The following is a 24915-nucleotide window of genomic DNA, read 5'->3' on the forward strand; positions in this document are numbered from 1 at the left end:
CCGATGAGCCTGCAAAGCCTGAAGGGTGGCAAGGTCGAAGCCTTCATCTTCGACATGGACGGCACCATGATCGACTCCATGCCCTGGCATGCGCGGTCGTGGGTGGAGTTCGTGGCGCGCCACGGCCTCGAACTCGACGTGAGCGACATCCTCGCGCGCACCACGGGCCGCACCGGCACCGAGTGCATGCGCGAGCTGTTCGAGCGCGAACTCTCCGACGCCGAGTGCCAGGCCATGGTGCACGAGAAGGAAGAGATCTACCGCGCCATGTTCAGCGACAACTTCACCGAGGTGGCGGGCTTCACCGCATTCGCCAAGGCTGCAGTTGCGCGCGGCCTGAAGGTAGCCGTCGGCACCGCGGGCGACAAGGGCAACATCGAGTTCGCCATGTCGCGCCTGAAGATGGACCCGCTGCCGCTGGCCATCGTGGGCGGCGACGAGGGCTTCAGCGGCAAGCCCACGCCCGCCATCTTCCTAGAAGCCGCGCGCCGCATCGGCGTCGCGCCCGAGCGCTGCATCGTCTTCGAAGACGCCCCCTTCGGCATCGAGGCCGCCCGCCGCGGCGGCATGCGCGCCGTGGCCGTCTGCAGCACCCATACCGCCGCCGAGCTGGCCGGCCCCCATGTGATCGCCGCGGTTCGCGACTACGACGAACTCGCCCATTCGAACTTTCTGGAGACCCTCGATGCTGCTACGTGACGCACAAGGCCAACCCATCGCCATCCGCCGCGAAGACTACGCCGCCCCGGCGTACTGGATCGACACCGTCGACCTGACCTTCGACCTCGACCCCGCCAAGACCCGCGTGCTCAACCGCATGCAGATGCGCCGCAACCCCGAGGCGCCGGTACAGCCGCTGCGCCTGGACGGCGACGAGCTGAACCTGGCGCGCGTGCTGGTCAACGGCCAGGGCGCGTCGTTCCGCATGGAGGGCGACCAGCTCGTCATCGACGGCCTGCCCGACAGCTTCGAGCTCGAGATATTCACCACCTGCTGCCCCATCAAGAACACCAAGCTGATGGGCCTGTTCGTGAGCGAAGACACCTTCTTCACGCAGTGCGAGGCCGAGGGCTTCCGCCGCATCACCTATTTCCTCGACCGTCCGGACGTGATGGCGAGCTACACCGTTACCCTGCGAGCGGCCAAGGCCGCCTACCCGGTGCTGCTGTCGAACGGCAACCTGGTCGAGCAAGGCGAGCTGCCCGAGGGCCGCCACTTCGCCAAATGGGTCGACCCGTTCAAGAAGCCCAGCTACCTGTTCGCCCTGGTGGCGGGCAAGCTGGTGGCGCGCGAGCAGCGCATCAAGGCGCGCAGCGGCAAGGAGCATCTGCTGCAGGTGTACGTGCGCGCCGGCGACCTCGACAAGACCGAGCACGCGATGAATTCGCTCATCAACTCGGTGCTGTGGGACGAGGCCCGCTTCGGCCTGCCGCTGGACCTCGACCGCTTCATGATCGTCGCCACCAGCGACTTCAACATGGGCGCGATGGAGAACAAGGGCCTGAACATCTTCAACACGAAGTACGTTCTGGCCAACCAGGCCACCGCCACCGACGCCGACTACAGCAACATCGAAAGCGTGGTCGGCCACGAGTACTTCCACAACTGGAGCGGCGACCGCGTGACCTGCCGCGACTGGTTCCAGCTCTCGCTGAAGGAAGGCCTCACCGTCTTCCGCGACCAGGAATTCAGCCAGGACCTGTGCGCCGACGCCTCGGCCCGCGCCGTGAAGCGCATCGAGGACGTCCGCGTGCTGCGCACCGCCCAGTTCCCCGAGGACGCCGGCCCCATGGCCCACCCGGTGCGGCCCGACAGCTACATCGAGATCAGCAACTTCTACACCGTCACCATCTACGAGAAGGGTGCCGAGGTGGTTCGCATGATGCAGACGCTGGTCGGCCGCAAGGGCTTCGAGAAGGGCATCACGCTCTACTTCGAGCGCCACGACGGACAGGCCGTGACCTGCGACGACTTCGCGCAGGCCATTGCCGACGCGAACCCCGAGTCGGAACTGGCCCGCCTGCTGCCCCAGTTCAAGCGCTGGTACAGCCAGGCCGGCACACCGCGCCTTGCCGCCCACGGCGTGTACGACGCGCAGAACCGCAGCTACACCCTGAGCGTGGTGCAGAGCTGCCCGCCCACGCCGGGCCAGCCGACCAAGGAACCCTTCGTCATTCCGCTGAACATCGGCCTGCTGGACGCCAGCGGCCGCGAACTGCCGATGCAGCTCGAAGGCGAAAGCGACGTGACCCGCGGCACCCGCACCCTGGTGCTGTCGCGCGCCGGCGAGCAGATCACCTTCACGGGCCTCGACGCCGAGCCCGTGCCTTCCATATTGCGCGGCTTCAGCGCGCCGGTGATCCTCGACTTCGAGTACACCGACGCCCAGCTGCTGACCTTGCTGGCCAACGACCCCGATCCGTTCAACCGCTGGGAAGCAGGCCAGCGCCTGGGCCTGCGCGCCGCGCTGCAAGGCATCGCCGCCCTGGCCACCGACACCACGCCGGTGCTGAACGACGCCTACATCGACGCCATGCGCAGCGTGCTGCGCAACCCGCAGCTCGACGCCGCCTTCAAGGAACTGGTGCTCACGCTGCCGTCGGAAACCTACATCGCCGAGCAGCTCGACGTGGTCGACCCGCAACGCGTGCACCTCGTGCGCGAAGCCATGCGCGCCCAGCTGGCCACCGCCCTCTTCGCCGACTGGCAGTGGGCGTATGAAGAGAACCACGACACCGGCGCCTACAGCCCCGACCCGACCTCCTCGGGCCGCCGCGCGCTGGCCGGCATGGCGCTCAACTTCCTGTGCCTGGCGGCGCGCTCCTCGGGCGACGTCGTGTGGCCGGGCAAGACGCTGCAACGCTTCAAGGACGCGGGCAACATGACCGACCGCTTCAACGCCCTCAACGCGCTGGTGGCGTCGAGCCACAGCCTGGCGGCGCAGGCGCTGGCGCGCTTCCACGCCATCTTCAAGGACGAGGCGCTGGTCATCGACAAGTGGTTCTCGCTGCAGGCCGGCGCATCCGACCGCGGCGGCGACATCCTGCCGCTGGTGAAGCAGCTGATGAAGCACCCCGACTTCTCGCTGAAGAACCCGAACCGCGCGCGCAGCGTGATCTTCAGCTACTGCAGCGCCAACCCCGGCGCGTTCCACCGCCCCGACGCGGCCGGCTACGTGTTCTGGAGCGAGCGCGTGATCGAGCTCGACGCCATCAACCCGCAGGTTGCCGCCCGCCTCGCGCGCTCGCTCGACCGCTGGAGCAAGCTTGCCGAGCCGTACCGCAGCGCCGCTCGCGAGGCGATTGCCCGCGTGGCCGCCAAGCCCGACCTGAGCAAGGACACGCATGAAGTCGTGACCCGCGCCCTGGCTGGCAACTGAAGAAGCAACTCGAACCCGGAAGACACATGGCTCAAAAGATTTCCCTCACCCGCTACCTCGTCGAACAACAGCGTGCCGACGGCCTCATTCCCGGCCAGCTGCGCCTGCTGCTTGAAGTGGTCGCTCGCGCCTGCAAGAGCATCAGCCAGGCCGTCAACAAGGGTGCGCTGGGCGGCGTGCTCGGCACGGCCGAGAGCGAGAACGTGCAGGGCGAGATCCAGAAGAAGCTGGACATCATCGCCAACGAAGTGCTCATCGAGGCCAACGAATGGGGCGGCCACCTCGCGGCCATGGCCAGCGAGGAAATGGACAGCATCTACGTGGTGCCCAACCGCTACCCGCAGGGCGAATACCTGCTCATGTTCGACCCGCTCGACGGCAGCAGCAACATCGACGTGAACGTCAGCATCGGCACCATCTTCAGCGTGCTGAAGAAGCCCGACGACCACCCCGGTGTGCAGGAAAGCGACTTTCTGCAGGCAGGCACCCAACAGGTGGCCGCCGGCTACTGCATCTACGGCCCGCAGACCACGCTGGTGCTGACCGTGGGCAACGGCGTGGCCATGTTCACCCTCGACCGCGAACAGGGCAGCTTCGTGCTGACGCAGGAAGACATCCAGATTCCGCCGGACACCAAGGAATTTGCGATCAACATGAGCAACATGCGCCACTGGGACGAGCCCATGAAGCGCTACATCGACGAATGCCTGGCCGGCAAGGAAGGCCCGCGCGGCAAGGACTTCAACATGCGCTGGATCGCCAGCATGGTGGCCGACGTGCACCGCATCCTGATGCGCGGCGGCGTCTTCATGTACCCGTGGGACAAGCGCGAGCCCGAAAAGGCCGGCAAGCTGCGCCTGATGTACGAGGCCAACCCGATGAGCTGGCTGGTCGAGCAGGCCGGCGGCGCGGCCACCAACGGCAAGCAGCGCATCCTGGACCTGCAGCCCACGAAACTGCACGAGCGGGTGAGCGTGATGTTGGGTTCTAGAAACGAAGTTGAGCGTTTGACGCAGTACCACGCCGAGAAGGCGTGATTTCTTGGCTATAATCTGAGGCTTCGCCGGTGTAGCTCAGTCGGTAGAGCAGCTCATTCGTAATGAGAAGGTCGGGTGTTCGATTCATCTCTCCGGCACCAAGATTAAAAGCCCGCTATCCAAAAGGTAGCGGGCTTTTTCCGTTATGCGGAATTCAGGCAGGCCATTCGGCGAGCAATTCGCCGACGCGCTCGGGCGAGTTGTAGCCGGCTTGAATCAGTATTTCAGCAATGTCCCTGCCGCAGATGAACACGATCGGATGGCGGTCGTCGCGCACCTCCTCGTAGGCTTGTCTTGCGATCGATGACGTGGTGACCAAGATACCGAATTGCCGGTGCCTGATCCGCGAGATCAAGCGCGCAACCTCACGCACGCCAACCGTATTCGCCGCCACGCCATCGGACGCAGGCCGATAGCACTTCGCCTCTAAGGCGAACTCCGCATAAACCGGGTCGCCACTCAGCCCGAGCAGGTATCTGCCGATCGCGTCCCGCCCACCGTCAACGCTGCCCCTCGTGATCTCGTCGATGATCACGCGCCGATCTGAAAGCTGATAGATCCGTGCAGCAAAGGACTCGAACACGTGCGGCGAGTCTTTGAAATGGGTCCAGACCTGCTCCAGGATCGCTGCCTTGAGAGCGGTATCCGGGCGCTGCTCGCTTTCCGTTCGAATCACTTTCGTCGGCTCTGAGGTCAGCGGCTTATAGACCCCCGTCTCGATCCACGAGCGCCATGCGCTGGGCGCACTTGTCGGCGCTCCCTCCGAAATCGAGAGGCTATGAATCCACTCGCGAGAGACTGTCGCCGCGTTGAGAACCGTGAAAACTGAGCGGTAGTTCTGGAATCGTTCGCCAGCGGTCGTCTTCCATATGGCCACCAAATCCTCCGTCATGGGAAGACCGGAAAACCCAGGCACAGCGAGCCCTTTGAACTGGACAGACCGATTGCTCTTCGCAGTGGGGCACTTGGTGAAGACAAAGAACGGCGGCACCTCCGCCCTCTTCGCCGCGTCTCCATGCGCGCTCTCGAAGGCCGCTTTCAAAAGAAGATTGCCGCGTCGCGTGGTGTCGTGAAGATCGTGACCCGGCGTACGGTTGTCGCCGTAGTAGATGAACTGCCCAGTATTCAGGTCCAAGCGATCGGGCCAGTCGCCCTCTTCTCCGCTGGAATACAGAACGACGAATTTCTTCTTCAAGCCCGGACCCGACGCTCTGAATCCACCTTGATTGCCTGCTCCGGGGAGCAGTTTGGCGATCGGATCACTGCCGGTGTTGGCGGCACTTCCCCCTTCATAAATCGCATCCACGACAAGGTCTGCTGTCGGCAAATCGTCGAAGCTGAATATGCGGGTCATGTCGAAGCAGAGGGTTGAGGCAGACTGGTCAAAAATGCGCAGGCGACAAGCGCCCGCGCATAAATTTAACAATCTTGAAACAACCAAGCCTAACTCACGGGACCGACTCCCAGTGAAATAGGTCACTGCCACCCAACCCCGGCTACATTGGTTTCATAGCGCCTCGCCTGAAATTTACTGTCGACTTCGCGCAGCCTCCTGCCCGGTTTTCACGAGCGTGCCCACCGGTCGCGGAGGAAACGAAAGATATGGAGGGAACAACGGCTACAGCGGCGGTGCAAAGGCCGCATACCACTTTGACTTTGAACGCCCCCTTCCAGCGACTGATTTCTCGTCAAGCCTTCGGCATGTCCGCCGCATTGATTTGCTTCAGCAGTTCCTGAGAGAGCTGCGCCGCGTCATCGGCCAAATCTGCAGCGATCCACATGACGCGATCTCGATGCGCCGCCCCGATCGCGTCGAACCAATCACATCCGTCCCCGTAGCAACACTTCAGCAGCGATTGCAATTGGGACAACTTTTTCTCAAGAAGATCAGCCGCGTCGGATGAGGCGATTGCGCTGTGGGAGGTGGGCGTGTCTTGCCCGGCGATAATTTGATCAGCCATTTGATGTGCTTTCCTGCAAAGTTAGTGCACGTTGAGTGGTCAGACGGCCATGGTGTTAGCGCACCTTGGCCGTCGCCTTTTGTGCCTCACATCGACATCGCTGCGGTGTGCATCGATGTCCCGCCGTGAGGCGCGGCGGTCGTTCAAATGTATGGGAGAACCGCGCTGGTGGACGACTCCATGCAGTGAACAAATTGGGGATCGCATCGACTTTGCGCGCATGACCGCGATCGTTGCGGTGTTGGCGCTCAAACCTTGATCTGCTTACCCTTCTCACGAACGAGCGAACGGCGGTTCGCAGCTGGCCTGCTGCGCCCTACTCGTAACACCCACGCGCAAGCAACGTGACCCGGTAAATGCGATCTTCAAGAAAGCTGTAGAGCACATGAACATCGCAGAGGTCCGTGCGCCACAGCTGATAGCCATCGTCGCAATCCAGCGCTTCCTTGAATGGGCGCGCCGCGGCTTTGGACATCGTCACGTCGACGGTGTCGCTCATCTGCAAGCCCCATGGCAAGGGGCCTGCGTAGCCGCTGCTCTGAAAATCCAGATCCGTCCGGTAGCGCACGCCGCTCAGGCAGGGTTCGCTGCTTCGTGGTGCTCCCGGCACGGCATCCGCCATCTCGGCGCCTGGCTTGAAGTAGAGCTCGATGCCGAACTCCCGGGAGTAGTCGGCTTCGCCGTACTCGGCGATCTCACGAGCCTTCGCGCCCAGGAAGAAGGGAGCGAACTGGGCGTCCTCCTGCAACTCGGCCAACGGTCGGCCGAATTGCCGCGCGAACTGTTCGGGTGTGGGCATCGCGCTTGCTGATACCGGAGCCACCCGGGGCCGCGTCATCGTCACCAGCTTGAGCCGCCCCGTGTCGCGCTCGAAGCTCACGTCCACTTCGGCATCCGGCGTGGACCATCGCGCCTTGGAGACATTCAGGCCTACCCGCCACAGTTCCGCCGGCGAACCCAGTCGCCGCAGCACATCGCCGACCATGTCATCGGCGCGGAGCGCGACAGGCAATTCACCCGCGTACGGAGTCCATTGCGGGTCGAAGTGCAGCAGCAGCGAAACCCGGCTCAGTATCAGGTTGCCCTTGCTGCGAGGCTCCCCATATCGAGCCTCGTAGCTGTCCGCATCGGTGAAGAACAGGTAGATGCCTTGCGCCGGGTTCACGAGCGAGAGGCGATGGTCCGTGCGGGCTTTCTTCAGCGCCTCGTCGTCGATCCACTCCAGTTGCTCCCAGCCTTCGACCAGCGCACGCACCCGCGCGCTCTGCCAGGCGTGGCCCAGCAGATAGTTGCTCGTCTCGAAGGCGTGGGTCTGGCTGCTCATCTGCGGAACCAGGGCGCACAAGGCGTCACTTGAAGGGAACGGAGAAAGAGAGATTCCACAACGAACCATCGTCGTTGTAGGTGGCGCGCACTTGCAGCCCGTCCTTGATCCACTGGTCCCACTCGACCACGTCGTCGTCTTCCTCGGTCAGGTCCGGCGTGCCGAATTCGGCCAGCGCATCTTGCCGCTTGGCGATGGGACCGCCGCTGAACGGAACCGTCCCCTTGTAGGGCTTGAAGCTCTTGCCGCCCGGGCCATACGCAAAAACCGCCGCCAGGATCGCCTTGCCCGCGTCCTTCGGGACGCCCATTTTTCGTTCGTAGCCTTCACGCTCCCAGAATGCCAGTTCGAGCCCCAGTGACTTGAGCTCGATGGCGTCCGAGCCTTCGGCGCGGAGTGTCTTGGCCGACAGAGACTGGACGCTTGCTCCCGCGGACTTCAGGAGTTGATCGAGGTTGGCGTTCAGCTCGGAATGTCCGAGCAAGGGCAGTAGTTCGTTCAGTGTCATGCGTTGCGCTCCTGTACTTTCAAATCATTTTCTAGCCGATTTCATGGCCTGCTTCAGCCACTTCGTCCATTGATCGTGGGTCATCTTGGTGATCTCCTCGGCCGCCTCTCGGTACTTTCCCTTGCAGCCGGGGTCGTACTTGTCGATCTCCTGGAGGATCTTCTCGGTGTTCTCCTTGGCGGCTCTCTGCAGGTCTTGCGCGTCTCTCGTCGGGCGCCTGACGCCGTCGATCTTCTGATGCTGCCGGCCGCCGAACGATTCGCTGTGGTCCCGGTGCAGTTCGGTCGGCGTCGCAATGGTGGGGGCGCTGTCGACGATGGCGGTCTTCTCGGCCTTGGTGAGCGGCGCTCCCTTGATCTCGGCGGCACGCTCGAGCAGCGCCTTCTGTGACGGGATGTGATCCCAGTTCATCCCTTCATTGTCGTGTTTCAACCGATCCTTGTAGGGGCCCTTCTGTCCGCACTTCGGCTTCGGCTTGACCTTCTTCTTGACCTGGGTGTCTTTCTTCTTCGACCCACCACCCGATTCAGCCTTTGCAGCTGCGGCTTCCTTCTCGGCCTTTTTTGCCGCGGCCTCCGCTGCTTCCTTCTCGAGCTTCTCTTTCGCGATCCGCTCGGCAAGGAGCTTCTCGGCCTGCTTGATGCCGACCCGCTCGCCGCCCTTCAGCGCGCCCTTGATGGCGACCTTGCCCGCCTTGGCTGCGATGCCGCCACCCGGCACGAGGTTGGCGGCGGCCGATGCGCCGGAGATGGCGGCATTGACGTAGTCGCCCTCGGCCGCATAGATCGCCGCGTTGGCACCGTCGGCGAAGATGCCCACCACGGGAATGACGCCGCCGACGTCCAGCACGGTGTGGGTGATCGAACTGCCCCAGCTGCTCCACCAGCTCTCTTCCTTCGGCGTCTCGGGCTTGACCTCGGGGTTTGCCTTCTTGGCGGGCACCTGCGTGGACGGGGTATCGCCGACGGCGGGGCCGAGCGTGTTTCCGTTGGCGTTGGTGCCGGGCTTCCTGGGCTTGAAATCAGGAAGCTTGGTGTTGGGTGTGTCTCGCTGGAGTTTTTCGTACTCTTCCTGGCTGAGCTGAATGAACGAGGTCGGCTCGCCCTGCGGTGGGTACGTGGGGTACCGCATGATCACCACCGGCTTCGGAACATCGGCCGGAATGAAGGCAATGCCGATCGATCCGCCGTCCCCCGTCGGGACGAAGGTCGCGGAGGTCGTGAGTTCCGTCATGCCCTACTTCCCGTTCATCCAGAACAGATCGTCATGCCGCACCACGAGCTTGCCCTCGGCACGCACGGTTCCACTGTGATCCTTGGGATAGCACTTGCCCTGCACGGTCCCGCTCTTCACGCCCTTGGCAGCACCCGCCGCGTCGCCGATGGTGGTGGGCACGATGCTCATGTCGTACACCACCACCGGATGCCCGTTGGCGCGCACGCTGAGCGCCACCGACGTCGTGCTGTTCAGCTGCGCCGTCACGGGGTAAGGCACGGGCGGAATCGAGCTGCCCATGGGCGTCTTGCAGACGTCGGGGGCGAGGCTCACGACCTTCCAGCCTCCCTGCTTGCGCGCGGCGACGTTGGCGCTCATGGCGTGGGCTCCAGGGTCGCCGTCTGGCCGGGCTGTGGCGCGGAACGAACCAGCGGCGCGTGCGGGTCCGTCTCGAAGCGCGCCTCGAGCACGCGCACGGGCGCGTCCGACGGAATCCACACGCGATGCACGAGCGACAGCGTCAGGGCTTCGGCATCCACGAGCACGGTGTCGGTGACCATGGGCAGCGGCAGCAATGCGCCGTTGTCGAGCCGCAGCAGCACCAGCGCGCGGTGGCCAGGCAGGGTGACCGACAGGTGGCCGTCCGGCGCCGACGCGGGGTCGGTCAGGTTCCACAGCTCGATGCGCGCGTCGGGCGGCAAATACGGAATCTGCTGGTCGGCGGGCGCCGCGTTCCAGTAGCCGAAGTCGAAGTCGTGCGGCGGCCAGGGGTGGCGCTGCGCGAGCCATGTGTCATCGTAGGTGCCTGCGAGCGCCAGCCTGGGTGCCCAGGCCCGGCCCACGACGCCGAGCCCGGCCGGTTCGCGGCCATAGCCCTTCGCGACTTCGGCCATGGCCCGCGCATCCAGGTTCACCCCGGCGTGCTTCGCCAGCACCGGCTGTTGCATGCGCTCGTGCGCTGCTTCGATCTGGGGTGCGGGCATCCGCTCGACGGCAGGCAGCCCGGCCTGGCGCGCCAGATCGCCGGCACGCCGGTCGACCCAGCCCTGGCCCAGCGGGTTGGAGAAGCAGACCTCGTTCAGCAACGGCGGCTCATCGTCGGGCGCGTCGGGCCGGCGCAAGAGGCTGCGCCCGCCGAAGGCGTGCTCCCAGCGCATGGGCACGCTCTCGACGGGCTGCGAAACAATGCGCGCCCATTCACGGCCATTGCGCAGATAGAGCAGAGAGGGGCCACTGACGAGCAGCCGCTTGTCGAGCACCGTGCGCGGCGCGGCCAGGGCCTCGGCCCGGCGCTTCTCGTCTTCCCATGCGGCTTGCTGCTGCGGTGTCAGCCGGGCACCGGGGTGCAGCGGCTTGGGCGGCTCCGGTGGTTGCGCCCACTGCTGGCCGGCCGTCACTTTCACGCGCACTTCCCATTCGGGCGCGGGAATCCCCTCCGGGGCATGAGCGGTGGCATTCACGATCACGTCGCAGCGTGGCTTGTAGGGAGCCAGGTCGCTCTCCTCGCGCGGGCTCGATGCGCCCTCCTCGCCCCAGTAGGCGTCGGCCAGTGCCAGCGGCACCGGGTCGTCGTCGTTGACCTCGGCCTGCCAGCGGCCTTGCCTGCCGCGCACGAGCCGGTAGCCGACCTTCATGGCGACGACCCTGTACTCGCGGTCGCCCGGCGTGGCCGCGCGAAAGCACAGCGCGTCGAAGGGCGTGAGGTTGCGAAACTCCACTGCGAGGCACTCAGTTGAGGTCGATGTCCTTGCCGCTGATCTGCACCGGCCCGCTCGCGGAGAAGTCGAAGGTCGACCCGCTGATGGAGACCGCGCCATCCGAGGTCATGACCAGCGAACTCTTGCCGCACACCAGCTCGATGCGATCGCCGGCATGCAGGGTCAGCGACTTGCCCACGTCCACGCGCTTGGACTGCCCCACCTGCTCGGTCTGCATCAGCGCGACGGTGGTGTTCATGGCCGCGCCCACCGTGATCTGGTAGCCGAGGCCGATGGTCAGCGCCTTCGCGAGCCCGATCGTCTCGGCCTTGGCCAGCGCGATGGTCTCCATCTTCGCGCCGCCGATGGTCACGGTCCGGTGCTCGCCGATGTTGATCGTCTCGTTCAGGCCGACCTTCTCGGTGCGGTTCATGCCGATGCCGATGGTCTCGTTGAGGTCGACGGTCTCGGTACGGTTCTTGTGCACCGTGATGGTCTCGTCGAGGTCGACGGTTTCCGTGCGGTTCTTGTGGATGGTGATGGTCTCGTTGCCATCGACCGTCTCGGTGCGGTTGTTGTGCACCGTGATGGTTTCGTCATGGTCCACGGTCTCCGTGCGGTCGTGCTTCACGTGCACGGTCTCGTCGTGGTCGATGGTCTTCGTGCGGTCGTGGCCGACCCAGTGGGTTTCGTCCTTCTCGACCTCGATGTCCTGGTTGCGCTCGGCGTGCAACCACACCTGCTCCTGGCCCTTCTTGTCTTCGAAGCGCAATGCATTGGCGTTGGCGTCCGTCGCGCCCTCTGAACTGCGTGTGAGCAGGCCGCTTTGCGTCGCATTGGCTGGCAGCGTCCAAGGCGGCATGTTGTCGGCGTTATAGACGCGGCCCGTCACGATGGGCCGGTCTGGGTCGCCGTTCTCGAAGTCGACGATCACCTCCTGCCCGATGCGCGGGATCTGGATGCCGCCGAAATTCGTGCCGGCCCAGGGGGAAGACACGCGCACCCAGCATGAGCTGTTCTCGTCCTTGGTGCAGTAGCGGTTCCAGTGAAAGCTGAGCTTTACACGGCCGTATTCGTCGGTCCAGATCTCGCGGCCTGCCGGGCCCGTGACGATGGCGGTCTGCGGGCCCGTGGTGCGCGGCCTGGGTGCCTCCGGCTCCTGCGCACGAAACACCTTGCTGCTGGGCAAAACCTCGAAATCCACGCGGCACTCGAACTCCTGCTGCGCGCTCGCATCGCCGATGTCCTGAAGCCGCAGGTGCGCATCGGTGACAAGGTATTCGCGGTTGGATTCGTCCTGCGGATGCCGCTCCAGCGTCATCAGGCAGCCCGGCACCACCGCGCGCAGGTTGCCCGAGCCGCTGGCGCGCTCGCCCTGACTGCCGGTTTCTTCCATGCGGGTGCGCACCAGTTGCTCGCCCTCGGACTCGACGACGTAGTCGCCCGGCCAGCCATAGCGCTCCTGGCTGCCTTGCGCAGTCTTGCGCGGCATGGCGCTCACCTGCTGCAGCCGCGCCTTGGGTCGCTTGAAATCGAAATCGTCGGTGACCCACCGGCCGCTTTGCAGCGACTCGCATGCGTTGAAGCGGTCGCAGTGCTCGGCGCGCACGGTGTCGTCTGCGCCGTAGAAAGGAATCTTCTGGTAGCCCGCGTTGGCGTACGGCTGGTGAGCGGACATGTCGTCGACGACCACCATCTTGTGGCTGCCTTCGGCATGCTGGAAGTAGTAGTACAGGCCCCACTCGTGCATCAGCCGCGCGACGAAGTCGAAGTCGCTCTCGCCGTACTGCACCTGGAACTCTCGCACCGGGTAGCTGCGGGTGGCCTTCACTTCATGGGCGAAGTCGTAGTCGGAGAGGACCTCGCCGAGGATGTCGAGCACGGTCTTGTTCTGGAAGATGCGGTAGTCGCTCGTGCGCGTGGCCAGCGTGAGCCAGGGCTCGATCACCGCTTCGTACAGCGCGCGGCGGTTTTCCAGGCGCAGGAAGCGCACGCGTGTCACGAGGCCGGAGATGTGCCGCTTGCCGTCGCCCGCGCCGGGGCGGCCGTCGAGCACGATGTGCGCCGTGAGCGTTTCGCCCACGAGCTGCTTGATGTTCACGTTGGCAGCCTGCCGCTCGTTGTAGCCCGCCTGCTCGGGTGTGCCGAGCGTAAGGGTGTAGCGAAACAGCTTGCTCAGGCCTTCGTCGCCCTCCATGGCGATGGGCTCCAGTGCGGGTTGCCCGCCCATCGTGGGCATGGCGGCACAGGAAGCGGTCAGGACGCGGATGGACCGCGCTGCGCCTGTCGGCATGGCACTCTCCCTGGAATTCGGATCGACGCACGAAAGTCGGGACGACGAGCCGACTCATGCGGCTCGATGAAACGGAAGCGACCGGCTTCCGTTTCATGTTTCACTCAAGGAAGGATCAGGCTTCCTTGTTTTCCTTGATGTTCCAGGCCAGAACCGTCTCGGCGCCCTTGCCGCCCTTGTCGGTCTGTTCCCAGTACTGCTGCTTCACCTTGGCGGCCTGGAATGCGTACTGAACGAACACCGCGTCCGAGCCCTGTTCGGCCGTGTACTGCACCGAGGTCACCAGCACCTCTTCGAGCGTGACGCGGGTGTATTCGATCTGCGAGCCACCGGCCTTGCACACCGACACCTCCACCTTGCTCAGGTGCTTGCCGCTGGCGCAGTTCTTCATGACCGAAGGCGCCGCCTTGTCGATGCGCGCCAGAACCTGCAGATCATTGAAGCTGGCCTTGCCGACACCGCCGCCACCACCGCTGACCATGTTGCCGGGCTGCGTTGCGCCCCATGCAAACGACTTGATGTCCGTCCACTCCTTGTGGTTCGAGTCCTTCGATTCGCCGTTCGCGCCTTCGACGCGCATGAACATGTCTACTGCCATGATTGATCGTTCCCTCGGTTGTGGCGCCCCTCCGGGCGCCTTGAACATTTGCCGCCATTGCGGCGGGCAATATTGAAATCCGGTTGTGGCAACACGGTTGTCGTGCGCCTCCGGGGCTGGGTGAATGCGATGTTCGGATCTGACTGTGACAAATCGATTGAATTCGGACGAATTCCTTTCCTCTTCGAGTCATTTCTCACAAATCATTTTTCGAGCATCCGAAATATGAAGACCAAAGGAGTTAATCAAAATTAGCCAAAGCCCAGACCCTGAGAACCAAACAATTCATTGGCCTCGCCGAATGCAAAAAAGGGCCCGCCATCGACACGATGGCGGGCCCTTTGATTTGCAGGCATCGACCGCAGCTACGACGCCTTCTGCGCCTCGCTCAACCACTTCGCGGCCAGCGCAGGCACCAGCTCCGCCGCCCTGCCCTGCAGGAAAGTGAAGCCGTGCGGCACCTCTTCCATGTCGAGCGCCACAAGCACCTTCTGCGCACTGCGGTCTGCATACCGCACGAGCGATGCCGCCGGATAGACAGTGAGCGAAGTGCCCACCACCAGCACGCGCGCCGCCGTGGCCACGTGCTCCTCGGCTTCCTCGAAGTGCTGCACCGCTTCGCCGAACCACACGATGTCGGGGCGCAACTGGGTGCCGTCTTCGCACAACTGCCCCATGGCAATGGGACTGCCATCGATGCGATAGCGCTTCGGCTCGGGCTCCGAAGTGCCCCGCGCGTAGGCGAGTTGCCCGTGCAGGTGCACCACGTTGCTCGACCCGGCGCGCTCGTGCAGCGCATCGACGTTCTGCGTGACGATCACGACCTCATATGCAGCCTCGAGCGATGCAATGGCAGCGTGCGCGGCATTCGGCTGTGCCTGCCATGCCTTCTGCCGGCGCTCGTTGTAGAAGTCCAGCACCGCCTCCGGGTGCCTCTGCCAGCCTTCGGGGCTTGCGAGCTCCTGCCACGAGTAGCTGTTCCACAAGCCTTTGGCGTCGCGGAACGTGGGCAGGCCGCTCTCGGCGCTCACGCCGGAGCCCGAGAGCACGACGATCTTGTTCGGCTGAACCTGGAGTTTCATGCTTCGGCGCTCCTTTGGTGTTGTCGATGAATTGCTGGCTCCCCGAACACGGATCGAACGTGTGACCTGCGCATTAACAGTGCGCCGCATCTACCAGCTGAGCTACCGGGGAAAAGTGGATTGAAGAGTGTGGATGGAGGCGCGACCCGGAGTCGAACCGGGCTGGACGGATTTGCAATCCGCTGCACAGCCGCTTTGCTATCGCGCCGGAACCTGATGTTGAGATTGAAGAAAGAATGGTGGATCGTCTTCGAGTCGAACGAAGTATTCCAGAGGAGACGGGGTTACAGCCCGCTGCAGTCGCCAGTGCTGCTCACGATCCATGAAGGGACAAGCCGATGACGAATGGCGTTCCGCAGGGGAGTCGAACCCCTGGCTTCCTCCTGGACAGGGAGGCACTCTGGCCACTGAGTTAGCGGAACGAAAAGAGAAAAAGAAGAAAAGCTGGCAAGCCCTCAAGGATTCGAACCTTGGATCCCGGGATCAAAACCCGGTGCCTTGGACCACTAGGCGAAGGGCCGGTAAAAAATGGTGCCTCGTGTGGGATTCGAACCCACGATCTTCGGGATGAAACTCCGAGGTCCTGGACCGCTAGACGAACGAGACGTTGAAACAGAAATGAGGAAATGGCGCGCGCGGAAGGAGTCGAACCTTCAACCGTTGGGTTTGGAGTCCAGTGCTCTGCCAATTGAGCTACACACGCGTAAGAGAAAAAGAAGAAAGAAAAGAGATGGTCTGAGTGGCAGGATTTGAACCTGCAGCCTCCTGCTTCCAAGGCAGGCCGTCTACCAGATTGACACTACACCCAGAGAAATTGGTGCCCCAGGGGAGACTCGAACTCCCAGAATTCCGCTTCTAAGGCGGACACGTCTACCAATTGCGTCACCAGGGCTGAAAGAAAAGATGGTGCGAAGCGACGATCCGTACCGGTGGCCGGTCTCGCTTCGATGTTTGCGAATTTTTAAGGAGCGTCCACAAGGCCCGAGCCTTGTGTCATGCAGCACGATCGCTGCTCAGAAAAATGGGTTGAACGAAAAATAAAGAGGCCCGGAACCTTTCGGTGTCCGGGCCTCTGCTGGAGAGAGCTTGGGAGGTCTGCGCCTACGCGCTTCCTCCACCCGGTTGCACCTGATCCTCGTAATCGCACGACCACAGATTGGTCTGCGGCTTGAGCATCGGATACGGGAGTTGATCGAGCTGCTGCAGCACCGGCTGCAGGCCGAGAACAGCATGCGAAGCGACGCGCACAAACACGTTGCCCGATGTGGGGCAGGTGCTGTAGATGCGGATCTTTGCGGCTTTCACGATGTGTCCTGATGGCGTTGAGTGGAGCGAACTGTAAATAGTCTTTACACAATCGTCAACTGCTTGGACAAACTTTTTTTCAAGTACCGTTGCGGCAACTCATCTCGTCCCGATCATCCACAGGAGCCCGCATGGCGTCTTCGACACTCGCAACGCACCCGCACTACGACCGCCTCATCGCAACCGCGCGCGGCCTTCCTCCATTGCGTGTTGCCGTAGTGCATCCGGCCAACGCGGTGTCGCTCGAAGCGGCGCTTGCATCCGCAGCACTGGGACTCATCGCGCCGACGCTGGTGGGCCCGCGCGCGAAGATCGAAGCCGCGGCGCGCGAGATCGGCATCGACCTCTCCAGCATCGCGATCGTCGACGCGCCTCACAGCCATGCGGCGGCCGACGCAGCCGTCGCGATGGCGCTGCGCGGAGAAGTCGATGCATTGATGAAGGGCAGCCTGCACACCGACGAGCTCATGGGCGCCGTCGTGCGTCGCGAAGGCGGTCTGCGCACCTCGCGTCGCATCAGCCATTGCTTCGTGATGGACATCCCCGGCCACGCGCAGCCGCTGATCATTTCCGACGCGGCGATCAACATCGCACCGACGCTGGAGGAAAAAGTCGACATCGTGCAGAACGCCATCGACCTCGCGCATGCGCTGCTGATGCCGGCGGTGCGCGTGGCTGTGCTCTCGGCAACGGAGACGGTCAACGCCAAGGTGCCTTCCACGCTCGATGCGGCCGTGCTCTGCAAGATGGCCGACCGTGGCCAGATCACCGGCGCGGTGCTCGACGGCCCCTTGGCGATGGACAACGCCATCGACGCCGAGGCCGCGCGCATCAAGGGCATCAATTCGCCGGTGGCGGGCCGCGCCAACGTGCTCATCGTGCCCGACCTCGACGCGGGCAACATGCTCGCGAAGAGCCTGACTTTCCTCGGCGGCGCCTATGCGGCAGGCATCGTGCTGGGCACCAAGGTGCCCGTGATCCTCACGAGCCGCGCCGACTCCGAATCCGCGCGGCTCGCCTCGTGCGCCGTCGCCTCCATGCTCGCGAAGGCGGGGCGCGACAAGCTCATCAAGGCAGTGGGCTGAACCTCGGCCTCAGCGCGCGCCCGCCACGATCGCGATCCCCCTGATCTGCCCTGCTGCCGGCGTGCGCTCGGGCTTCGGATAGCGCGCCGGTGCGAAGCGGTGCAGCAGTTCCGCCTCCTGCACCTTGGCGGCTTCGAAATTCGCGAGCTTGACGTGGCCGAAGCCACGAATGGACAGCGGCAGCGCCGCAATGCGCGCGGCCGTTGCCTGGTTGTCGGCGGAAAGCTCTCCTGTCATCGCCTGGAGCAAGCCGTCGAAGTGCGCGATCAGTTCGCGCTCCATGCGCCGTTCGCCCGTACGCCCGAACGGATCGAACGCCGTGCCGCGCAGCCGCTTGCCGTGCGCCAGCCAGCGCATCGCAGGCAGCATCCAGCTTCCGATGCGGATCTTGGCGGGCGCCTTCCCGTGCGCACCGCGCGAAAGCACCGGCGGTGCCATGTGGAATTCGAGCTTCAGGTCGCCTTCGAACTGCTCCTGCAGCTTCTGCACGAACGCACCGTCGGTATAGAGCCGCGCCACTTCGTACTCGTCCTTGTAGCTCATGAGCTTGAGCAGGCTGCGCGCCGCATTGCGCGTGAACGGCAGGCTCGCATCGCCGCCCTGTAGTGCAGCCTCGCGTGCACGCAGGCCTCGGATGCGCGTCTCGAAGCGGTCTGCCCACGCAGCGTTCTGGTAGCCCGTCAGGTGGCGGCGCGCATCGGCGATCAGCACGTCGAGCGGGCGCTCGTCGGCAGAAGAAGCCTGCGCATCGACAGGCGCGGCGCGCAGCGCATCGAGCGCCTCGGGGTTGCCCGCCGCAAGCCGCCCCAGCGAGAAGGCCGACTGGTTGGCAGCCACCGCCACGCCGTTGAGTTCGATCGCATGCATCAGCGCCTCCAGGCTCAGCGGCACCAGACCGCGCTGCCATGCGTAGCCGGTCGCGACGATGTTCGCGGCCAGCGTATCGCCAAGGAACTCCTCGGCCAGGCTCTGCGCATCGAAGGTCTCGACCTGCTCTTCGCCGGCCACGAAGCGCATCTTCTCCAGCAACAGGTCGACGTGCAGGTCCGCATCCGGGTTGCGCAGTGCTTCAGCCACCGGAATCTCGTGGATGTTCGCGAGCACGCGTGTGCGCCCGTGCCGCACGGTCTGCAATGCATCGGCCGATGCGCCCACCACCACGTCGCAGGCGAGGATCGCGTCGGCCTGCTGCGTGTCGATGCGCACCTGGTGCAGGCGCTCACGCGAATCGGCCAGCCGCACGAAGCTCAGCACCGAGCCGCCCTTCTGCGCGAAGCCCATGAAGTCGAGCACGCTCGCGGCCTTGCCCTCGAGGTGCGCGGCCATGGCGATCACCGCGCCCACGGTCACCACGCCGGTGCCGCCCACGCCGGTCACGAGCAGGTCGTAGGGAGCGGCCCAGGCGTGCTCCGCCGGGTACGGCAGCGCGGCCACGCGGTGCAGGAAGGCATTGCGCCCCGCCGCCAGCGCGCCGCTCTTGCGGCGCAGCTTGCCGCCCGTCACGCCCACGAAGCTTGGGCAGAAGCCCTTGGCGCAGGAGTAGTCCTTGTTGCAGCTGGTCTGGTCGATCTTGCGCTTGCGACCCATCGGCGTCTCGTGCGGCAGCACGGCCACGCAGTTGCTCTGCACGGTGCAGTCGCCGCAGCCCTCGCACACGGCCTCGTTGATGAAGAGGCGCTTGGGCGGATCGGCCAGCTCGCCCTTCTTGCGGCGGCGGCGCTTCTCGGCGGCGCAGGTCTGCTCGTAGATGAGCACTGTCACGCCCGCCATCTCGCGCAGGCGGCGCTGCACCTCGTCGAGCGCGGCGCGGTCGTGGAACTCGGTGCCTTGCGGGAAGCGGCCCTTGATGTCGTCGTACTTGCCGATCGCATCGCTGACCACCACGACCTTGCTCACCCCCTCCGACTCCACCTGCCGCGCGATGGCGTCCACGCTGATGACGCCGTCGACCGGCTGCCCGCCCGTCATCGCCACCGCGTCGTTGAACAGGATCTTGTAGGTGAGCGTCGCCTTGGCCGCCACGGCCTGCCGGATCGCAAGGTAGCCCGAGTGATAGTAAGTGCCGTCGCCCAGGTTCTGGAAGACGTGCGGCGTCTTCGTGAACATGGCGTGCGAGATCCAGTCGACGCCCTCCCCGCCCATCTGAATGAGGCCTGCGGTGCTGCGGTCCATCCAGTTGGCCATGAAGTGGCAGCCGATGCCGGCGCGCGCCGTCGAGCCTTCAGGCACCTTGGTGCTGGTGTTGTGCGGGCAGCCCGCGCAGAAGTAAGGCAGGCGCTTGACCGCATCGCTCGCGTTGCCGAGCAGCTCGGGTGGCGTGAAGTCGCGCACGTGCTGCAGGTGGTCGCCCAGGTCGTGGTTGTCGGGGAAGTGAACGGCCAGCCAGTGGGCGACCAGCTCGATGAGCCGCGACGGGCGCAGCTCGCCCAGCGCCGACACCAGCGGCTGCCCCTCGCGGTCGTGCTTGCCCACGAGCACGGGCCGTGCATCGGCGGGCGCGTTGTAGAAGATGTCGCGCAGCTGCGTCTCGACTACCGCACCCTTCTCCTCGACGATGAGGATCTCTTCCAGCCCCTGCGCGAAGGCCTTGATGCGCGTCTGCTCCACCGGAAAGCTCAGGCCGATCTTGTAGAACCGCACGCCGGCGCGGGCCAGCTGCTCGGGCGAAAGCTCGAGCCGGCGCAGCACTTCCATCAGGTCGTGGTGCGCCTTGCCGCACGTGACGATGCCCACCTTCGCGTGCTCGCTCACGATCACGTGCCGGTCGATGCTGTTGCGCCTGGTGAATGCGGCCACGGCCGCGAGCTTGTCTTCGAGCCGCGACTCGATGCGCAGCGAAGGCAGGTCGGGCCAGCGGTAATGCAGGCCGTCCGGCGGCGCACGGTGGCCGGTGGCGGCGCTCACCGCCTCGGCGTCCTCCCAGGCATCGACGCGGGTGTTGATCGCGTCCAGGTCGACGGTGCCCGCGCTCTCCACCACTTCAGACAGCGCCGCCATGCCGACCCACGCGCCCGAGTAGCGCGAGAGCTCGTAGCCGTACAGGCCGTACTCCAGGTACTCGGCCACGCTCGAGGGCTGCATGATGGGCATGCGCCATGCCATGAAGGCGTGGTCGCTCTGGTGCGGCATCGACGACGACACGCAGCCGTGGTCGTCGCCCGCCACCACCAGCACGCCGCCGTGCGGCGACGAGCCGTAGGCATTGCCGTGCTTGAGCGCGTCGCCCGCGCGGTCCACGCCGGGGCCCTTGCCGTACCACATGGCGAACACGCCATCGACGGTGCGCTCGGGGTCCGATTCCACGCGCTGGGTGCCCAGCACCTGCGTGGCGGCCAGTTCTTCGTTGACGGCCGGCACGAAGCGGATGCCCGTCTCCTTGAAGCGCGCGCCGGCCTTCCAGATCGCCTGGTCGACCATGCCCAACGGCGAGCCGCGGTAGCCGCTGACGAAGCCCTGGGTGTGCAGGCCGCGTTGCGCATCGCGCCGGCCCTGCATCACGAGCACGCGGATCAGCGCCTGCGTACCGGTCAGGAAAACCGAGCCGGATTCGGCCCAGATGTTGTCGGAGAGTTGGTAGCCGGGCCGTCTTATCGCGGTGGCATTGAGTGGGGCATTCATGCCCGGAATTGTTCTGCCGCCCTCCGGGGAAGTGCTTCCTCAATACGCTAGGGCAGACCCTTGTTTCGAGAAAAATCCACTTCAATCAATCGGAAAAATACGATTTCCTTTCCCGATTGTCGAAATTCCGAGAAAACAAGCGCCACCAATCTCAGTCCTGCCTGCGCATCGCGAAGAAGCCGCCCGCCACCAGGATGAACGCCCCGATGATCACCTTCTGCCAGGTGCTGGGCACCCCGGCCAGGATCAGCACGTTGTTGATCAGCGTGACCAGCACCACGCCCAGCAGCGTGCCGCCCACGGTGCCGCTGCCGCCGGTGATGCGCGCGCCGCCGAGGATCACGGCAGCGATCACGTCCAGCTCGTTGCCCACCAGGTCGAAGGGGTTCGCCAGCCGCGTGCTCGACACGTGCACGATGCCCGCCAGCCCCGAGAGGAAGCCCGCGTAGGCGAACACGAAGACGTGCACCGTGCGCAGGTTGTAGCCCAGCCGCTCCGCGATCGCGAGGCTGCCGCCTATGGCGTACACCGCGCGGCCGATCAGCGTGCGGTTCAGCAGCCACCAGGTCAGCGCCGCCGCGAAGACCAGCACCAGCACGGTGGCGGGCAGCACCACGTGCAAGCCCTGCGGGGTGTCGAAGCGCCACAGCGCCAGCTTGCCGAAGGCGTCCATCGGCGCGGGCACGTTCATGAAGAACACGGTGCCCACGAAGGTCAGCAGGATGCCCCGGTACAGGTACTGCGTGCCGATGGTCACGATCAGCGACGGCGCCTTCAGCCAGTGCACCAGCAGCCCGTTGAGCACGCCCAGCAGCGCGCCGCTCGCCGCGCCGGCGATCAGCAGCAGCGCGATGGGCGCTTCCGGAAAGTAGTTCAGCACCAGCTTGGTGATGCTGTACATGGTGAGCGCCGCGATGGCCGCGAACGACACGTCGATGCCGCCGGCGGCCAGCACGATCAGCACGCCCAGCGCGAACAGGCCCAGCACCGTGCAGGCGCGCACGATGTCGAAGAGCACGGGCAGCTGGAAGAAGCTCGGGTTGATGGCGCCCACCGCCAGGCTCGCCAGCACGATCAGCGCGAGCGTGAAGACCGAGGGACGCTGCGCGAGCCAGCCGCGCAGCGAGAACCGCGCCTCGGGCGGGAGCGGAGCCGATTCCGGCGTGGCCGGCGCGGAATGCGCTTGCATGGTGGAAGCCGTCATGAGAATGCGGGGGAAGGTGTGTCGGAAACCAGCGCGTGGTAGAGGTCGCTCTCGGCGAGCCCCTGCGCTTCGAAGTCGTTGGCGATGCGGCCCTTGCGCATCAGCAGGATGCGGTCGCAGTTCTGCAGCAGCTCCTGCAGGTCGTCGCTCACCAGGATCACGCCCAGCCCCTGCTCGGCCAGCCGCTGCACGATGCGGTAGATGGTGTCCTTCGAGCCCACGTCCACGCCCACGGTGGGGCCGTGCAGTATCAGCACGCGCGGCCCGATGGCCAGCCAGCGCCCGATGAGCACGCGCTGCTGGTTGCCGCCCGAGAGCGACTGCACCGGCCGGTCGACGTCTGGCGTGGCGATCTGCAGCTCGCCCACGGTGCGCTCGGCCAGTGCCTGGCACTGCCGCATGTCGAGCGCGCCGAAGCGGCCGCGCAGGCGGTTCAGCACCGCCGTGACGATGTTGTCGCGGATCGGCTTGTCGAGGAACAGGCCCTCGCTCAGGCGGTCTTCCGGCACGTAGCCGATGCCCTGGCGGATGCCGTCGGTGGGCGTCTTCAGCACGATCTGCCTGCCGTCGAGCAGCACGCGCCCGCGGTCGGCACCCTGCACGCCGGCCAGCGCCAGCGCGAGCTCGTTGCGGCCGGAGTCGAGCAGCCCGGTCACGCCGAGGATCTCGCCCTTGCGCAGCGCGAAGCTCACGTCGCTGAACTGCGCGCCGCGGCCCAGCGATTCCACCTTCAGCAGTTCGTCGCCACCGTGCGTGCCGTGGCGGTAGCGCTCACCGTCGAGGTGCTTGCCGGTCATCCAGTGCGCGATCTGCGCCTTGGTGAAGTCGCGGATCGGTCCCTGCGCCACCTTCGTGCCGTCGCGGAACACGATGGCCTGGCCGCCCATGGCCATGCACTCGTCGAGCTTGTGGCTCACGAACAGCACGGCCACGCCCTGCTCGCGCAGCACTTCGACCACGTGCACGAGGTTGTCCACCTCCTTCTGCGTGAGCGAGGTGGTGGGCTCGTCCATGATGACCATGCGCGCACGCGTGGCCACCGCGCGCGCGATGGCCACCAACTGCCGCGTGGCGATCGGCATTTCGTCCACTCGCCGCGCGAGGAATGCCGCGTCGGTCGGCAGCTTCACCGCCTGCAGCGCCCGCGTGGCGGTGGCCGCGACCGCCTTGCGGTCGAAGCGACGCGCCAGCCGGCCGCCGGTGGCAACGAGTTGCTCGCTGAGCGCCACGTTCTCGGCCACGCTCATGTTCGGCAGCAGCGACAGGTCCTGGTAGACCGTCTCGATGCCCAGCGTGAGCGCCTGCAGCGGCGACAGCGATTCGTACGGCTGCCCGTCGATCACGATGCGCCCCTGGCTCGGCGGCTGCGCGCCCGAGATGATCTTGATCAGCGTGCTCTTGCCGCAGCCGTTCTCGCCGAGCAGGTGGTAGATCTCGCCGGCCTCGATGACGAGGTCGATGCCGCGCAGCGCGTGCACGCCCGCGAAGCGCTTGTGCACGTCCTGCACCTCGAGGAAGACCCGGCGCCCGGCCGCGCTCTCTGAGATTGCCGGGCTTGCTTGCGTGGAAGGCGCGGTAAGAGTCATGGCCGGCGGAAGCTCAGAACGAGTACTTCTTGTAGTTCTGCTTGTCGACCTCGACCCAGGCCTGGCCCGTGACGATGATGCCGACGCCCGGGCCCTTCTTCACCGAGACCTTGTTGTAGCCCGGCACGCCCATGTCGGTGCCGTCGGTGATGGTCTTGCCGTCGAGCAGCATCTTGGCGGCCTTGTTCATGACGATGCCGGCGTCCTTGGGGTCCCAGAAGGCGATGCCGCCGACCGCGCCCGACTCGAGGAACTTGGCCGCCTCGCTCGGCAGGCCGGTGCCGAAGACGCAGATCTTGCCCTGCAGGCCGGCCTCTTCCACCGCGCGGCCGATGCCCAGCACGTCGAGCGACGACGAGCCCTGGAAGCCCTTCAGGTCCGGGTGCTTGCGCAGCATTTCCTTGGCCTTGCCGTAGGCCTTCTCGGCGTCGTTGAGCGACTCGTTCTTGGCGTCGACCAGCTGCATCTTGGGGTACTTCTTCGCGTTGGCCGCGCCGCCGTCGGCCCACTGCACCTGCGACTGGCTGCCCAGCGAGCCGACCAGCGAGGTCCACTTGCCCTGCTGGCCCATGCAGGCGGCCAGGCGCTCGTTGATGCGCGCGCCGTAGGCCGTGTTGTCGAAGGCCTCGATGTCGACCATGGTGTTCTTCTGGTTGTCGGCCTCGTGCGTGACGACCTTGATGCCGCGCTCCATCGCGCGCTTGAGCACCGGCTCCAGCGTGGGCGGGTCCATCGACACCACCGCGATCGCATCGACCTTCTTGGCCACCAGGTCTTCCACCAGGCGCTGCTGCTGGGCGGCGTCCGACTGGGCCGGGCCGATCTGGCGCGTGGCCACGCCCGGCGTGCTGCTGCCGAACTCCTTCACGCCCACTTCCATGCGGTTGAACCAGCTGATGCCGGTGATCTTCACCACGGTGACGATGTCCTGCGGCTTGCCCTGCGCATGCAGCGCCGAGGCGAAGGCCACGGTGCCGAGTGCCAGCACGGTGCAGGCGATCTTGGTTTTCTTCAGCATGTTCG

The 24915-nt window shown here is 65.2% G+C and carries 19 protein-coding genes and 9 tRNA genes; 5 read left to right on the top strand and 23 right to left on the bottom strand.

The window, feature by feature from the left end:
• Nucleotides 1-3: 3 nt before the first annotated feature.
• The 4 genes from ABL840_RS28345 to ABL840_RS28360 all read left to right on the top strand — a co-directional run bounded on the left by ABL840_RS28345 (nt 4) and on the right by ABL840_RS28360 (nt 4517).
• Entirely contained in the window at nt 4-699 is a 696-nt protein-coding gene (locus ABL840_RS28345; RefSeq protein WP_093305281.1) for an HAD family hydrolase, read from the top strand.
• Complete coding sequence (pepN, locus tag ABL840_RS28350; protein ID WP_093305283.1) at nt 686-3379, top strand: aminopeptidase N; 2694 nt, start codon at nt 686-688, stop codon at nt 3377-3379. The genes ABL840_RS28345 and pepN overlap by 14 nt, the downstream gene beginning before the upstream one ends.
• 26 nt (nt 3380-3405) lie before the next feature.
• A complete protein-coding gene (locus ABL840_RS28355; protein WP_093305285.1) occupies nt 3406-4416 on the top strand; it encodes a class 1 fructose-bisphosphatase in 1011 nt (336 codons plus the stop codon).
• Nucleotides 4417-4441: 25 nt separating this feature from the next.
• Nucleotides 4442-4517: transfer RNA gene (locus ABL840_RS28360), tRNA-Thr, on the top strand.
• A 53-nt stretch (nt 4518-4570) separates the two neighbouring features.
• Here ABL840_RS28360 and ABL840_RS28365 read toward each other — a convergent pair.
• The 19 genes from ABL840_RS28365 to ABL840_RS28455 all read right to left on the bottom strand — a co-directional run bounded on the left by ABL840_RS28365 (nt 4571) and on the right by ABL840_RS28455 (nt 16399).
• Nucleotides 4571-5770, bottom strand: coding sequence for a restriction endonuclease (locus ABL840_RS28365; protein ID WP_093305287.1), 1200 nt, complete (start codon nt 5768-5770; stop codon nt 4571-4573).
• A gap of 334 nt (nt 5771-6104) precedes the next feature.
• On the bottom strand, nt 6105-6377 hold the full coding sequence (locus ABL840_RS28370; RefSeq protein WP_093305289.1) for a hypothetical protein: 273 nt from the start codon (nt 6375-6377) through the stop codon (nt 6105-6107).
• Between the two features lie 316 nt (nt 6378-6693).
• Nucleotides 6694-7701, bottom strand: a complete 1008-nt coding sequence (locus tag ABL840_RS28375) for a hypothetical protein (protein WP_093429341.1) — start codon at nt 7699-7701, stop codon at nt 6694-6696.
• Nucleotides 7702-7726: 25 nt separating this feature from the next.
• Entirely contained in the window at nt 7727-8209 is a 483-nt protein-coding gene (locus ABL840_RS28380) for a hypothetical protein (RefSeq protein ID WP_093305292.1), read from the bottom strand.
• Between the two features lie 24 nt (nt 8210-8233).
• The gene (locus ABL840_RS28385; RefSeq protein ID WP_093305294.1) at nt 8234-9442 is read right to left on the bottom strand and encodes a hypothetical protein; all 1209 of its coding nucleotides are present in this window, start codon (nt 9440-9442) and stop codon (nt 8234-8236) included.
• A gap of 3 nt (nt 9443-9445) precedes the next feature.
• Nucleotides 9446-9802 carry a DUF4150 domain-containing protein gene (locus tag ABL840_RS28390; RefSeq protein ID WP_093200218.1) on the bottom strand — a complete coding sequence of 119 codons (357 nt, stop codon included), beginning with the start codon at nt 9800-9802 and terminating at the stop codon, nt 9446-9448.
• A complete protein-coding gene (locus ABL840_RS28395; protein WP_093305296.1) occupies nt 9799-11142 on the bottom strand; it encodes a DUF2169 family type VI secretion system accessory protein in 1344 nt (447 codons plus the stop codon). Before ABL840_RS28395 ends, ABL840_RS28390 begins: the two co-directional genes overlap by 4 nt.
• 10 nt (nt 11143-11152) lie before the next feature.
• The gene (locus ABL840_RS28400) at nt 11153-13360 is read right to left on the bottom strand and encodes a type VI secretion system Vgr family protein (RefSeq protein ID WP_418116036.1); all 2208 of its coding nucleotides are present in this window, start codon (nt 13358-13360) and stop codon (nt 11153-11155) included.
• A 169-nt stretch (nt 13361-13529) separates the two neighbouring features.
• Nucleotides 13530-14012, bottom strand: a complete 483-nt coding sequence (locus tag ABL840_RS28405) for a type VI secretion system tube protein Hcp (RefSeq protein WP_130426498.1) — start codon at nt 14010-14012, stop codon at nt 13530-13532.
• Between the two features lie 365 nt (nt 14013-14377).
• On the bottom strand, nt 14378-15094 hold the full coding sequence (locus ABL840_RS28410) for an SIR2 family NAD-dependent protein deacylase (RefSeq protein WP_093200215.1): 717 nt from the start codon (nt 15092-15094) through the stop codon (nt 14378-14380).
• Nucleotides 15095-15129: 35 nt separating this feature from the next.
• A tRNA-Asn gene (locus ABL840_RS28415) sits at nt 15130-15206 on the bottom strand.
• Nucleotides 15207-15228: 22 nt separating this feature from the next.
• Nucleotides 15229-15302: transfer RNA gene (locus tag ABL840_RS28420), tRNA-Cys, on the bottom strand.
• Between the two features lie 138 nt (nt 15303-15440).
• A tRNA-Asp gene (locus tag ABL840_RS28425) sits at nt 15441-15516 on the bottom strand.
• Between the two features lie 23 nt (nt 15517-15539).
• Nucleotides 15540-15615 (bottom strand) — tRNA-Gln (locus tag ABL840_RS28430).
• An 8-nt stretch (nt 15616-15623) separates the two neighbouring features.
• Nucleotides 15624-15700: transfer RNA gene (locus tag ABL840_RS28435), tRNA-Glu, on the bottom strand.
• 21 nt (nt 15701-15721) lie between these two features.
• Nucleotides 15722-15797 (bottom strand) — tRNA-Trp (locus ABL840_RS28440).
• A 28-nt stretch (nt 15798-15825) separates the two neighbouring features.
• Nucleotides 15826-15903 (bottom strand) — tRNA-Pro (locus ABL840_RS28445).
• 6 nt (nt 15904-15909) lie between these two features.
• Nucleotides 15910-15986 (bottom strand) — tRNA-Leu (locus ABL840_RS28450).
• A gap of 209 nt (nt 15987-16195) precedes the next feature.
• On the bottom strand, nt 16196-16399 hold the full coding sequence (locus ABL840_RS28455) for a hypothetical protein (RefSeq protein ID WP_093305300.1): 204 nt from the start codon (nt 16397-16399) through the stop codon (nt 16196-16198).
• Nucleotides 16400-16530: 131 nt separating this feature from the next.
• On the opposite strand from ABL840_RS28455, the gene ABL840_RS28460 reads away from it, so the two are divergent.
• The gene (locus tag ABL840_RS28460) at nt 16531-17484 is read left to right on the top strand and encodes a phosphate acetyltransferase (RefSeq protein ID WP_093305301.1); all 954 of its coding nucleotides are present in this window, start codon (nt 16531-16533) and stop codon (nt 17482-17484) included.
• Nucleotides 17485-17493: 9 nt separating this feature from the next.
• On the opposite strand, the gene ABL840_RS28465 is transcribed toward ABL840_RS28460, so the two are convergent.
• From ABL840_RS28465 to ABL840_RS28480, 4 genes are all read right to left on the bottom strand, one after another.
• The gene (locus ABL840_RS28465) at nt 17494-21102 is read right to left on the bottom strand and encodes an indolepyruvate ferredoxin oxidoreductase family protein (RefSeq protein ID WP_093305303.1); all 3609 of its coding nucleotides are present in this window, start codon (nt 21100-21102) and stop codon (nt 17494-17496) included.
• A gap of 151 nt (nt 21103-21253) precedes the next feature.
• A complete protein-coding gene (locus ABL840_RS28470; RefSeq protein ID WP_093200205.1) occupies nt 21254-22306 on the bottom strand; it encodes an ABC transporter permease in 1053 nt (350 codons plus the stop codon).
• Nucleotides 22303-23892 carry a sugar ABC transporter ATP-binding protein gene (locus tag ABL840_RS28475; RefSeq protein WP_176947564.1) on the bottom strand — a complete coding sequence of 530 codons (1590 nt, stop codon included), beginning with the start codon at nt 23890-23892 and terminating at the stop codon, nt 22303-22305. Before ABL840_RS28475 ends, ABL840_RS28470 begins: the two co-directional genes overlap by 4 nt.
• A 13-nt stretch (nt 23893-23905) precedes the next feature.
• Nucleotides 23906-24910 (bottom strand): substrate-binding domain-containing protein, encoded by a 1005-nt coding sequence (locus ABL840_RS28480; protein ID WP_093305307.1) that lies wholly within the window; start codon nt 24908-24910, stop codon nt 23906-23908.
• Nucleotides 24911-24915: the final 5 nt, after the last annotated feature.

This window comes from Variovorax sp. NFACC27 (assembly GCF_048301545.1).
GTDB classification, from domain to species: Bacteria; Pseudomonadota; Gammaproteobacteria; order Burkholderiales; family Burkholderiaceae_C; genus Variovorax; species Variovorax gossypii.